13 protein-coding genes and 1 riboswitch are annotated in these 12,008 nt (G+C 71.1%); of the genes, 1 reads left to right on the top strand and 12 read right to left on the bottom strand.

The window, feature by feature from the left end:
• Nucleotides 1-60 precede the first annotated feature (60 nt).
• Nucleotides 61-170: riboswitch (TPP riboswitch) on the bottom strand.
• A 58-nt stretch (nucleotides 171-228) separates the two neighbouring features.
• From rlmN to rpsB, 6 genes are all read right to left on the bottom strand, one after another.
• On the bottom strand, nucleotides 229-1,341 hold the full coding sequence (gene rlmN, locus ACGFZK_RS23110) for a 23S rRNA (adenine(2503)-C(2))-methyltransferase RlmN (RefSeq protein WP_073911009.1): 1,113 nt from the start codon (nucleotides 1,339-1,341) through the stop codon (nucleotides 229-231).
• 93 nt (nucleotides 1,342-1,434) lie between these two features.
• Nucleotides 1,435-2,511 carry a phosphatidate cytidylyltransferase gene (locus ACGFZK_RS23105; RefSeq protein WP_393850740.1) on the bottom strand — a complete coding sequence of 359 codons (1,077 nt, stop codon included), beginning with the start codon at nucleotides 2,509-2,511 and terminating at the stop codon, nucleotides 1,435-1,437.
• Nucleotides 2,511-3,068: a ribosome recycling factor gene (frr, locus tag ACGFZK_RS23100; protein WP_030016386.1), complete on the bottom strand. Its 558-nt coding sequence runs from the start codon at nucleotides 3,066-3,068 to the stop codon at nucleotides 2,511-2,513. The genes ACGFZK_RS23105 and frr overlap by 1 nt, the downstream gene beginning before the upstream one ends.
• Before the next feature lie 93 nt (nucleotides 3,069-3,161).
• Entirely contained in the window at nucleotides 3,162-3,941 is a 780-nt protein-coding gene (pyrH, locus tag ACGFZK_RS23095) for a UMP kinase (protein ID WP_393850739.1), read from the bottom strand.
• A 162-nt stretch (nucleotides 3,942-4,103) separates the two neighbouring features.
• Nucleotides 4,104-4,940: a translation elongation factor Ts gene (gene tsf / locus ACGFZK_RS23090; RefSeq protein WP_030767128.1), complete on the bottom strand. Its 837-nt coding sequence runs from the start codon at nucleotides 4,938-4,940 to the stop codon at nucleotides 4,104-4,106.
• Nucleotides 4,941-5,075: 135 nt separating this feature from the next.
• The gene (rpsB, locus tag ACGFZK_RS23085; RefSeq protein WP_393850738.1) at nucleotides 5,076-5,996 is read right to left on the bottom strand and encodes a 30S ribosomal protein S2; all 921 of its coding nucleotides are present in this window, start codon (nucleotides 5,994-5,996) and stop codon (nucleotides 5,076-5,078) included.
• Nucleotides 5,997-6,246: 250 nt separating this feature from the next.
• On the opposite strand from rpsB, the gene ACGFZK_RS23080 reads away from it, so the two are divergent.
• Nucleotides 6,247-6,717 (top strand): M23 family metallopeptidase, encoded by a 471-nt coding sequence (locus ACGFZK_RS23080; protein WP_393850737.1) that lies wholly within the window; start codon nucleotides 6,247-6,249, stop codon nucleotides 6,715-6,717.
• Nucleotides 6,718-6,747: 30 nt separating this feature from the next.
• Here ACGFZK_RS23080 and ACGFZK_RS23075 read toward each other — a convergent pair whose 3' ends face one another.
• From ACGFZK_RS23075 to ACGFZK_RS23050, 6 genes are all read right to left on the bottom strand, one after another.
• The gene (locus ACGFZK_RS23075) at nucleotides 6,748-7,305 is read right to left on the bottom strand and encodes a TetR/AcrR family transcriptional regulator (RefSeq protein ID WP_393850815.1); all 558 of its coding nucleotides are present in this window, start codon (nucleotides 7,303-7,305) and stop codon (nucleotides 6,748-6,750) included.
• A 52-nt stretch (nucleotides 7,306-7,357) separates the two neighbouring features.
• Entirely contained in the window at nucleotides 7,358-8,194 is an 837-nt protein-coding gene (gene whiG, locus ACGFZK_RS23070; RefSeq protein ID WP_030386395.1) for an RNA polymerase sigma factor WhiG, read from the bottom strand.
• A 209-nt stretch (nucleotides 8,195-8,403) separates the two neighbouring features.
• Nucleotides 8,404-9,579 (bottom strand): DNA-processing protein DprA, encoded by a 1,176-nt coding sequence (gene dprA, locus ACGFZK_RS23065; protein ID WP_393850736.1) that lies wholly within the window; start codon nucleotides 9,577-9,579, stop codon nucleotides 8,404-8,406.
• On the bottom strand, nucleotides 9,576-11,210 hold the full coding sequence (locus ACGFZK_RS23060) for a YifB family Mg chelatase-like AAA ATPase (RefSeq protein ID WP_393850735.1): 1,635 nt from the start codon (nucleotides 11,208-11,210) through the stop codon (nucleotides 9,576-9,578). Before ACGFZK_RS23060 ends, dprA begins: the two co-directional genes overlap by 4 nt.
• Nucleotides 11,210-11,581 (bottom strand): YraN family protein, encoded by a 372-nt coding sequence (locus ACGFZK_RS23055; RefSeq protein ID WP_393850734.1) that lies wholly within the window; start codon nucleotides 11,579-11,581, stop codon nucleotides 11,210-11,212. The genes ACGFZK_RS23060 and ACGFZK_RS23055 overlap by 1 nt, the downstream gene beginning before the upstream one ends.
• A 109-nt stretch (nucleotides 11,582-11,690) precedes the next feature.
• The gene (locus ACGFZK_RS23050; RefSeq protein ID WP_005311352.1) at nucleotides 11,691-11,999 is read right to left on the bottom strand and encodes a DUF2469 domain-containing protein; all 309 of its coding nucleotides are present in this window, start codon (nucleotides 11,997-11,999) and stop codon (nucleotides 11,691-11,693) included.
• Nucleotides 12,000-12,008 lie beyond the last annotated feature (9 nt).

The following is a 12,008-nucleotide window of genomic DNA, read 5'->3' as shown; positions in this document are numbered from 1 at the left end:
GGAGAAGACGCGGCCCTGCCCGGCGCTCTGCGAGAGCGGACGCCGGGCAGGGCGCAACAGCAAGAGTGGTGACCGAACTTCCTACCCCGAATGACCGGGGCGAGGTTCAGAGGGTCTGCGGATGACGGATACCGCACTCTCAGCGCTGTGGCGCTCCCCTGTCGGAATATGAAATTGGTTCGGCCACAGGGTACCCCGTGGCCGAATTACGTCGAACAGAAGCGGAATCTAGCGCTCCGAGGCCGCCAGCTGGCCGCACGCGCCGTCGATCTCCTGGCCCCGGGTGTCCCGTACGGTCACGGGCACGCCGTGGCGGGCGATGGCCTCCACGAAGGCCTTCTCGTCCTCGGGGCGCGAGGCGGTCCACTTGGAGCCCGGCGTCGGGTTCAGCGGGATCAGGTTGACGTGTACACGCTTGCCCTTGAGCAGCTTGCCCAGGAGGTCACCGCGCCAGGCCTGGTCGTTGATGTCGCGGATCAGGGCGTACTCGATCGAGATCCGGCGGCCGGACTTCTCCGCGTACTCCCAGGCCGCGCCGAGCACCTCACGGACGTTCCAGCGGGTGTTCACGGGGACGAGGGTGTCGCGCAGCTCGTCGTCGGGCGCGTGCAGCGAGACGGCGAGGCGGCACTTGAAGCCCTCGTCGGCGAAGCGCAGCATGGCCGGGACCAGGCCGACGGTGGAGACGGTGATACCGCGCTGCGACAGGCCCAGGCCGTCGGGCTCCGGGTCGGTGAGCCGACGGATGGCGCCGACCACGCGGTTGTAGTTGGCCAGGGGCTCGCCCATGCCCATGAAGACGATGTTCGACAGCCGCGCCGGGCCGCCGGGAACCTCTCCGTCGCGCAGCGCGCGCATGCCGTCGACGATCTGGTGCACGATCTCGGCGGTGGACAGGTTGCGGTCCAGGCCGGCCTGGCCGGTGGCGCAGAACGGGCAGTTCATGCCGCAGCCGGCCTGCGAGGAGATGCACATGGTGACCCGGTCGGGGTAGCGCATCAGCACGGACTCGACGAGCGTGCCGTCGTGCAGCTTCCACAGGGTCTTGCGGGTGGTGTCGTCGTCGCAGGAGATGTGCCGGATGACGTTCATCAGGTCCGGCAGCAGCTCCTGCTGGAGCTTCTCCCGCGAGCCCGCCGGGATGTCGGTCCACTCGGCCGGGTCGTGCGCGTACCGCGCGAAGTAGTGCTGGGAGAGCTGCTTGGCCCGGAACGGCTTCTCGCCGATCGCGGCGACCGCCTCACGGCGCTCGGCCGGGGTCATGTCGGCGAGGTGCCGGGGCGGCTTCTTGGCCCCGCGAGGGGCGACGAAGGTGAGCTCTCCCGGAACGGGGCGGGCCATGGCAGGTACTCCTTGTAAGACGAAAGGCGCGCCGCAGAAGCAGCGCGCCTTCCAAGAGTAACCGCCCGGCGTCCTGCGACGCCTTTTCGCAGGTCAGCCGGTGCCGACGAAGGCCGCCAGGAGCAGCCACACCACCGGAGCCGTCGGAAGCAGGGAGTCCAGCCGGTCCATGATGCCGCCGTGTCCCGGCAGCAGGGTGCCCATGTCCTTGATGCCGAGGTCCCTCTTGATCATCGACTCGCCCAGGTCACCCAGGGTGGCGCTGACCGCGACCACGAGGCCGAGCAGCAGGCCCTGCCACCAGGCGCCGCCGTCGATCAGGAACTCCATGCACAGCGCGCCGGCCGCCATCGCGAAGGCCACCGCGCCGAACAGTCCCTCGCGGGTCTTGCCGGGGCTGATGCGCGGCGCGAGCTTGGTCTTGCCGAAGCGCCAGCCGACCGCGTAGGCGCCGGTGTCGCTGACCACGGTCAGGAGCAGGAAGGTGATCACGCGCTGGGGGCCGTCGTCGGCGGTGAGCAGCATCGCGACGAAGGTGGCCAGGAAGGGGACGTAGAACGCCGCGAAGGCGCCCGCCGTGACGTCCTTGAGGTAGTCCTCGGGCGGTTCGGTCATCCGCCACACCAGGACCGCGAGCACGGTCAGGGCCATGGCGACCCAGGCGCCCTCGGCCCCCCGGACGTATCCGGCGATGACCATGGCGGCGCCGCCGACCGCGAGCGGGACCAGCGGGGCCTTGATGCCCTTCTTCTCCTGCAGCCGGGAGGTGAGCTCCCACAGGCCGACGACGACCGCGACGACGATGACGCCGACGAACACGGCCTTGACGATCAGCAGCGAAGCGAAGATCACCGCGCCGAGACCGACGCCGACCCCTATGGCCGCACGCAGGTCCCGGCCCGCGCGCTTCTTCGGCGGCGGGGGTGAGGCGTCCTGCGGCTGCTGGGCATGCGGAGGAGGGGGGCTGGGCATGGGCTCCTGCGGCGGCGTCTCGGCGCGGAAGAGGGGGCCGCCGTCGGCGGCGACCCCCCGATCGCGTGCTTCCCGGTCGTCGAAGTCACGGCCGGCGGCATCGGGCACGATGGGCATGGGCCGAGTGTGCGGGCCCACCTGCGCATCGTATGCGGGACCCGCCGGAACCGGCTCCGGCTGCCAGGAAGAGTCGTTCATCAGACTTCGAGGAGCTCGGCTTCCTTGTGCTTGAGGAGCTCGTCCACCTGCGCGACGTACTTCGCGGTGGTGTCGTCGAGCTCCTTCTCCGCGCGGCGCACCTCGTCCTCGCCGGCCTCCTTGTCCTTGACCAGCTTGTCAAGGGCGTCCTTGGCCTTGCGGCGGACGGCGCGGAGCGAGATCTTCGAGTCCTCGGCCTTGGTGCGCGCGACCTTGATGTACTCCTTGCGGCGGTCCTGCGTCAGCTCGGGGAAGGTCACCCGGATGATGCTGCCGTCGTTGCTCGGGTTGACACCGAGGTCGGAGTCGCGGATGGCCTGCTCGATGTTGCGCAGGGCGCTCTTGTCGAACGGGGTCACGATCGCCATGCGCGGCTCGGGCACCGAGAAGGAGGCGAGCTGGTTGATGGGCGTGATGGCGCCGTAGTACTCCGCCACGATCTTGTTGAACATCGCCGGGTGCGCACGCCCGGTGCGAATCGCGGCGAAGTCTTCCTTGGCGACGACGACGGCCTTTTCCATCTTCTCCTCGGCCTCGAGGAGGATCTCTTCGGTCACCACGTGCTCCTGCATGTCAGATTTGGATGGTTCAGGCGGGCGGGCGGGACCGGCGGGCCGGTACGGGGCCCGCTCGGTCCGGCAGCGGACTGCTCAGACCCGGGTTTCCTGGTCGCTCACGAGCGTGCCGATCTTCTCACCCTTGACGGCGCGGGCGATATTGCCCTCGGCGAGCAGCTCGAACACGAGGATCGGAAGCTTGTTGTCGCGGCAGAGCGTGATCGCGGTGGCATCGGCGACCTTGAGGTCGCGGGAGAGGACCTCGCTGTACTCCAGCGCGTCGAACTTCACCGCGTCCGGGTTCTTCTTCGGGTCGGAGTCGTAGACCCCGTCGACACCGTTCTTGCCCATGAGCAGGGCCTCGGCGTCGATCTCCAGGGCCCGCTGGGCGGCCGTGGTGTCGGTGGAGAAGTAGGGCATGCCCATGCCGGCGCCGAAGATGACGACGCGGCCCTTCTCCAGGTGCCGCACGGCACGCAGCGGGATGTACGGCTCCGCGACCTGGCCCATGGTGATGGCGGTCTGCACGCGGGAGTCGATGCCCTCCTTCTCCAGGAAGTCCTGGAGTGCGAGGCAGTTCATGACGGTACCGAGCATGCCCATGTAGTCGGACCGGGCCCGGTCCATGCCGCGCTGCTGGAGTTCGGCGCCGCGGAAGAAGTTGCCGCCGCCGATCACGACGGCGATCTCCGCGCCGTCGCGGACCACCGCGGCGATCTCACGCGCGATGGCGTGGACGACGTCGGGGTCGACGCCCAGTCCTCCACCACCGGAGAAGGCCTCGCCCGACAGCTTCAGCATGAAGCGGCGGCCCTTCTTGTTCTGGTCGCTCTTGTCGTCGGATGCGGTGTGGGGGTCCACGCCCTGATTCATGGAGATCTCCTCGTGCACATACGAAGAAGGCCATTGCCGGTGGGTCCTTGCGGTTCCCTCTACGGCAATGGCCTCCTCGTCAGATCTGCGGTCGCCTCGCGCGAGCGCGGACGACTGCCTCAGACCCTACCGGGGTCCGGTGTCCGTCGCGTACGGACGGACTCAGATGCCGACCTTGATGCGCGAGAAGCGCACCAGGGTGACGCCGGCCTCGTCCAGGACCTTCTGGACCGACTTCTTGTTGTCCAGCGCGTACGCCTGGCCAAGGAGGGTGTTCTCCTTGAAGAAGCCGTTGACACGGCCCTCGACGATCTTCGCGATGGCAGCCTCGGGCTTGCCCTCGGCGCGGGTGACCTCTTCGGCCACACGACGCTCGGACTCGACCTTCTCGGCCGGAACGTCCTCGGCGGACAGCCACTGCGGGGAGAACGCGGCGATGTGCTGCGCGATGCCGCGGGCGACCTCGGCGTTCTCCTTGTCCAGCTCGACCAGGACGCCGATCTGGAACGGCAGGTCGGGCATGGTGCGGTGCATGTACGCCGAGACGTAACCGCCGGTGAACTGCGCGAAGCGGTCCAGGACGATCTTCTCGCCGAGGTTGGCGTTGGCCTCGTCCACGAACGCCTGGACGGTCTTGCCGGGCTCGATCTCGGACGCCAGCAGCGCCTCGATGTCGGCCGGGGAGGTCGCGGCGATGTGCGCGGCGATCTCGTTGGTGACCGCCTGGAACTTGTCACCCTTGGCGACGAAGTCCGTCTCGCACTTCAGCTCGACGAGAACACCGGAGGTGTTGTCGTCGGAGATGAGGGAGGCAACCGCACCGTTCTCGGCAGAACGGCCCTCGCGCTTGGCGACGCCCTTCTGACCCTTGATACGGAGGGCCTCGATGGCCTTGTCGACGTCGCCGTCGGACTCGACCAGCGCGTTCTTGCAGTCCATCATGCCGACGCCGGTGAGCTCGCGGAGCTTCTTGACGTCAGCGGCGGTGTAGTTCGCCATGAGTCTGGGATTCTCTCTCGAAGTCGTAGATCTACGGGTGAACGGCGGAGGCGCCGCGCCCCAGGCGCGGCTCCCCCGCCGTCATCGTCCGTGCTGCGAGTGCCCGGCGCGTGAACGCCGGGCGCTCTCAGTGGGTCAGGCCTGCTCGGCGTCGGCGTCGGCGGCCGGGGCCTCGACAGCCTCGGTGGCCTCGGCGGCCGGAGCCTCGGTGGCCTCGGCGGCCGGAGCCTCGACGACGGCCTCGGCAGCCGGGGCGGCCTCGGTCTCGTCGGCCTTCTTGTCACCCTCGAGCAGGTCGCGCTCCCACTCGGCGAGCGGCTCGGCGGCGGCCTTCTCGCCCGGCTTCGAGTCGCCGGTCGCAGCGCCGGAGCGGGCGATGAGGCCCTCGGCGACGGCGTCGGCGATCACGCGGGTGAGCAGGGTGACGGAACGGATCGCGTCGTCGTTGCCCGGGATCTTGTAGTCGACCTCGTCGGGGTCGCAGTTGGTGTCGAGGATCGCGACGACCGGGATGTGGAGCTTGCGCGCCTCACCGACGGCGATGTGCTCCTTCTTGGTGTCGACGATCCAGACGGCGCTGGGGACCTTCGACATCTCGCGGATACCACCGAGGGTCTTCTCCAGCTTGGTCTTCTCGCGGGAGAGGACCAGGAGCTCCTTCTTGGTGAGACCCGAGGCGGCGACGTCCTCGAAGTCGATCGCCTCAAGCTCCTTCAGACGCTGAAGGCGCTTGTAGACGGTGGAGAAGTTGGTGAGCATGCCACCCAGCCACCGCTGGTTGACGTACGGCATGCCAACGCGCGTCGCCTGCTCGGCGATGGCCTCCTGGGCCTGCTTCTTGGTACCGATGAACATGATGGAGCCACCGTGCGCGACGGTCTCCTTCACGAACTCGTAGGCGCGGTCGATGTACGACAGCGACTGCAGCAGGTCGATGATGTAGATGCCGTTGCGCTCCGTGAAGATGAAGCGCTTCATCTTCGGGTTCCAACGGCGGGTCTGGTGACCGAAGTGGACGCCGCTTTCCAGCAGCTCCCGCATCGTGACGACGGCCATGGCCATCTCCTTGGTTTCTCGGTTTGGTTCCTGACGCCCCACCGCGCCCTGCCCCCATGAGGGACCGAGAGACGCTGTCACCTGGCTGTATAAGCCTGGCGCCGGGGCGTGCGAAGTCGACCCGGTGACCCGGATCGCCACAAGAAGTGTACGGGACCCGCCGGTATGCCGGGTGACGCCGTTGTCCACAGCGCCCCGGCCGTCCACAGGCCGGGGCACGGGTCCGGACGGGCGCGGGACGCTGTGGTCCATGACGACCTTGCTGCTCAGCCTGCTCCTGGCCCTGGCCCAGTCGGCCCTTCCCGGGATCCGCCCGCTGCCCGCGCCGCTGGCGGTGGCCCGCTGGTGGGACCCGCCGCCGACCCCGTACGCGGCCGGCCACCGCGGGGTGGACCTGTCCGCCCCGGTGGGCGCGGAGATCCGGGCGGTCGCGGCCGGCCGGGTCCACCACGCCGGCCCCGTCGCCGGCCGCGGGGTGCTCTCGCTCGCCCTGCCGAACGGGCTGCGGACGACCTACGAGCCGGTCCGGCCCCTGGTCGCGGAGGGCGAGCAGGTCAGGGCGGGCCAGGTGGTGGCGGTCCTGACGGACGGCTCGCACTGCCCGGGGCCGTGCCTGCACTGGGGTCTGCTGGCGGGCGAGGTGTACCTCAACCCGCTCGGCCTGCTCCCGCGCCCGACACCCCGGCTGCTGCCTGCCGACCCCCACCCGGCCGACGGCTGAGGCGTGTTTCGGGGCGGAGCCCCGGGGGCCTCAGCCCCGGACGCCCCGCAGGGCCATGTTGACGGCAGCCTCCGTCACGACGACGGGATCCTCCGCCGCGCCGAGCTCGATCCTCCGCACGGCCGCGTCCACGACCCCTTGCAACAGCATCGCGGCGAGCCTCGGCTCCGTCTGCCCCAGGCTGCTCAGCGCCTCGACGATCATCGCCACCAGCCCACCGTGGGCCGCACGGATCTTCTCCCGCGCGCCCGCGTCGAGCTCGCTCGCCGAGATGGCCACCACCGCGCGGTGGCGCCGGTCACCCACCAGCCCCAACTGGCTGCGCACGTACGCCTCGATCTTCGCCTCCGGCGACTGCGCCTGCTCCATCGCCGCCTCGATCTCGGCGGCCCACACGGGGAAGTCCACTGCGCACAGCTCTTCGACCACGGCGGCGCGGGAGCGGAAGTACTCGTACACGGAGGACCGGGCGAGCCCGGTCCGCTCCGCGAGGGCGGGGAAGGTCAGCGCCTCCGTCCCGCCTTCGGACAGCAGGGAACGCGCGGCGTCCAAGAGGGCGCCGCGCTGCATCGACCGGTGCTCGGCCACGGAGGCCGCTCGAATCCTGGGCACACGTCCACTCTACGGAGGTACCGCAAGCTCACCTCCCCACATCCGCCAACTTCGCGCGCAGTTGCAGCACGGACTTGGTGTGGATCTGGCTGACCCGGCTCTCGGTGACGCCCAGGACGTTGCCAATCTCGGCCAGCGTGAGGCCCTCGTAGTAGTAGAGGGTCACCACGGTCTTCTCCCGCTCGGGCAGGGTGTTGATGGCCCGGGCCAGCAGGCGCCGCAGCTCGCGGTCCTCGGCGACCGCCACCGGGTTGTCGGCGGCGGTGTCCTCCAGGGTGTCCATCAGCGAGAGGCGGTCGCCGCCCTCCCCGCCGACGTGCAGCAGCTCCTCCAGGGCGACCACGTTGGCCAGCGACAACTGGCTGAAGACGGTGTGGAGATCCTCCACCCCGATCCCCATCTCGCCGGCGACCTCGCTCTCCGTCGGAGTGCGCCGCAGCTGGGCCTCCAGCGTGGCGTAGGCCCGCTCCACGGCGCGGGCCTTCTGCCGGACCGAGCGGGGGATCCAGTCCAGCGCCCGCAGCTCGTCGATCATCGCGCCGCGGATCCGGGTGATCGCGTAGGTCTCGAACTTGATCGACCGGTCGATGTCGAACTTCTCGATGGCGTCGATCAGCCCGAAGACCCCGGAGGAGACGAAGTCGGCCTGCTCCACATTGGGCGGCAGGCCGACGCTGACGCGGCCGGCGACGTACTTGACCAGGGGCGAGTAGTGCAGGATCAGCTGCTCCCGCAGCCGCTCGTCACCCGATTCCTTGTACGAGCGCCACAGCACCTCCAGGGACGAGGGCGCGGTGGACCGCACGCCGCCGCGGGCAGCGGGGGGCACCGCAGCGCGGTCGGACCCTGAGGTGTGCTGGGGCATGCTTCGCCTTTGCCGGAGCCGGATTCCTTGGGAGCGTAGCGTGACGAGATTGTCGCGGTGCGCGAAGAGTACGGGATGGCGCGGGGGCCCATCGGCGCCCCGACTCGCGCGGACGACCCGGGACCGGCGCCTGGCGCTCGGTCCCGGCGACCGCCACCGGGAAGACCGCGTCTCTCATCGCTTTCACTCTTTCACCGGAACACCCCAGGTCAACGACCGCCTCGCCGGGCGGCGCCGGTTTGTGTGCCTCCTCCAGCCGTTTGTCTGCTCAACTGCCAGCCGTCGCCCTGCCGTTCGACGAACCCCAGAGAGTGAAGTTCGTACAGTCTGCCGATGACTTCATCGGCGCCGGTGCCGGAGGCAAGTGCCAGCTCGGCCACGTCCGCCGGCCGGCCGGCCGGGAGCGCTTCGAGCACGCGGGCGGTGTCCCGGTCCAGCAGGTCCCGGGCGAGCACCGGTCCGCGCCGCTCGGGAGCCAGCTCGCCCATGGCTCCGACCAGCTCCACCACCTCGGCCGCGTCGGTGACGAGCGCGCCCTCGCCCCGCAGCAGCTCGTGCACCCCGGCGGAGAGTCCGCTGGTGGCGGGCCCGGGGACACCCATCGTGAACCGCCCGAGGCCCTGCGCCCGCCGGGCCGTGACCAGGGATCCGCTGCGGTGCGCCGCCTCCACGACGACCGTGCCCCGGGTGAGGGCGGCGATGACCCGGTTGCGCAGGACGAAGCGGCTGGGGGTCGGGTGGCTGCCCGGTGGCAGCTCTCCGAGGATCAGCCCCTGCCCGGCGATCCGGGCGAGCAGCCCGGCGTGTCCCCGCGGATAGGCCACGTCCACTCCGCAGGCCAGCACCGCCGCGGTCGCGCCACCGGAGGCGAGGGCGCCCCGGTGGGCGGCGCCGTCGATGCCGAACGCGGCGCCGGACACCACGACCCAGCCCCGCTCGGCGAGTCCGGCGGCCAGGGTCTGGGCCATGTGCGCGCCGTACGGGGTGCAGGCGCGGGCCCCGACCACGGAGACCGAACGCAGTGCCCAGGTACGGAGGTTGGGACGGCCCCGCAGCCACAGCCCGACGGGCCGTTCGTCGCCGAGGTCGTCGAGCTGGGTCGGCCACTCCGCCGACCCGGGGAACACGAACCGGCCGCCCGACTCCGCGGCCAGCGCGAGGTCACGCTCGGGGTCGGCCAGCGCCGCCCTTCTGCGGTACCCGGCGAGCCGCTCCGGCCCCACCCCGGACGGCGTGTCCGGCTCCGCCCCCGGGGCGGTCAGCAGCCCTATCAGCCCCACGGCCCCGAACTCCCGCAGCCACCGCCCTCCGTGCGCGTCCCCGGGCTCGAGCACCCGGGTGAGCGCCGCCCGCGCCAGGAGTTCCCCCTCCCCGGCGCCGGTCATGTCCCGGCCCCCGCCACCGCCATCGCTCCGCGGGCGATCCCGGTCCGCAGCTCCAGCGCCACGGCCACGTCCAGCGCCTCGGGCCGGTCCCGCCCCCGCAGGTCGGCGACGGTCCAGGCGACCCGCAGCACCCGGTCCAGCCCGCGCGCGGTGAGCAGTCCCCGTTCCAGATCGTGCTCGGCGCAGGCCAGTGCCCCCGGTCCCGCCCGCCAGCGGGTGCGCAGTTCCTGCCCGGGCACTTCGGAGTTGAGCCGCCACGGCGAACCGGCGAGCCGGGCCGCGGCGCGCTCCCGGGCCTCCCGCACCCGGCCCGCGACCACCGCGGTGGACTCCCCGCGCCCGCCCTGCCCCAGCAGGTCGCAGCGGGTCACGGGCTCGACCTCCACCCGCAGGTCCACCCGGTCGAGCAACGGCCCGGACAGCCGGGCCTGGTAACGCCGGATCACCGAGGGCGGGCATTCGCACCCGGCTCCGTGCAGGGTGTGACGCCCGCACGGGCACGGGTTCGCGGCGAGCACCATCAGGAACCTGGCCGGCAGCCTTACCACTCCGGCGGCGCGGGCGATGACCACGTGCCCCGACTCCAGGGGCTGCCTTAGCGCGTCCAGCGCCCGGCTGTGGAACTCCGCTGCCTCGTCCAGGAAGAGCACGCCCCGGTGTGCCAGGGAGACCGCCCCGGGCCTCGGGATCCCGGACCCGCCGCCCACCAGGGACTGCATGGTCGCCGAGTGGTGCGGTGCGCAGTAGGGCGGCCTCGCGACGAGCGGTTCGCCGGGCGGGAGGATTCCCGCGACCGAGTGGACGGCCGTGACCTCCAAGGAGTCCTGACGGGTGAGCGGCGGCAGCAGCCAGGGCAGCCGCTCGGCCAGCATGGTCTTGCCCGCTCCGGGCGGCCCGCTGAGGAAGAGGTGGTGCCCTCCGGCGGCCGCCACCTCCAGGGCGCGGCGCGCCGTGTGCTGCCCGGCCACGTCCGCGAGCTCGGGGAAGTCGGCGCCGTCCTCCCGGTCGGGGCGGCCGCGGGCGAGTCCCGTACCGAGTCCCGCCCCCGGGACGAGCAGTCCGGCCAGTATCGGGTCGGGCCGGCCCGGCGGCTCGCACGGCTCCTCCTCGGGTACCTCCCCGCCGGTCAGGACCGCGATCAGCTGGCGCAGGCTGCGGACGCCGAGCACCGAGACGTCGGGGACGAGCGCGGCCTCGGCCGCGCACTGCTGGGGCACGACCACCTGCCGGTAGCCGGCCTCCGCCGCGGCGAGGACCGCGGGCAGGATCCCGCGGACCGGACGCACCCGGCCGTCCAGCCCCAGCTCCCCGATGAGGACGAGGTCGGCGATCGCGCCCGGGTCGACCACCTCGGCGGCCCCGAGCACCGCCGCCGCGACGGCCAGGTCGAATCCCGCGCCGGATTTCGGTACGGAGGCCGGGCTCAGCCCGACCGTGAGCTTCTTCTGCGGCCAGGCCGCACCTGAGTTGACCACGGCCGCCCGCACCCGATCCCGGCTCTCGACCAGGGTCTTGTCCGGCAGCCCCACCAGGGTGAAGGCCGCCACCCCGGGCTCCAGATCGGCCTGTACCTCGACCACCACGCCGTCGACGCCGACCAGGGCCACCGAGCAGGCGCGCGCGAACCCCATCAGGCCACCCCCCTGACGTGTTCCACGAGGGGTGCTCCGCGCCGCGGCAGCAGCACCCCGACGAGGTCGATGCGCACTCCGCCCGGGGGTGGCCCGCCGTGGTCGGCGAGCCAGCGCCCGGCGAGGCCGCGCAGCCGCTCGACCTTGGCGGTCCGTACGGCGGCCATGGGGTGCTCGAACTCAGCCGCCCGGCGGGTCTTGACCTCGCACACGACGAGGGCGTCCCCGTCCCGGGCGACGATGTCGATCTCCCCGCCGCGGCACCGCCAGTTCCGCGCGATCACGGTCATCCCGGCCTCGGTGAGCCGCCGTGCCGCGAGCTCCTCGCCGTACCGCCCCAATGCCTGCTGTGCCACGCCCTTCGCGTTCATCCGGCACCACCTCCGGTACCGACGGTCCCGCGCCCCCGCCCACCTTGTGGATCTTGGTGGACAATCCGGCCGTTGTGGACAACCGCCTCACCCTTGCGGGTGAGGCGGCTCAGCTGCCGGGCAGTTCGAGATCGCTCTTGTTGAGCTCCTCGATGTTCACGTCCTTGAAGGTCAGCACCCGCACCTGCTTCACGAAGCGGGCCGGCCGGTACATGTCCCAGACCCACGCGTCGGCCATCGAGACCTCGAAGAACACCTCCCCCTGAACCGAATGCACCTGCATCTCGTAGTCGTTCGTGAGGTAGAAACGGCGTTCCGTCTCGATCACGTACTTGAACAGCCCGACGACGTCGCGGTACTCCCGATAGAGCTTCAGCTCCATCTCGGTCTCGTACTTTTCGAGGTCCTCGGCACTCATGGCATGTTC

It is taken from the genome of Streptomyces sp. NPDC048257 (assembly GCF_043201855.1).
Taxonomy (GTDB): Bacteria; Actinomycetota; Actinomycetes; order Streptomycetales; family Streptomycetaceae; genus Streptomyces.
The sequence above is the reverse complement of the archived record's forward strand: the minus strand, read 5'-3'. Positions and strand labels throughout refer to the sequence as shown.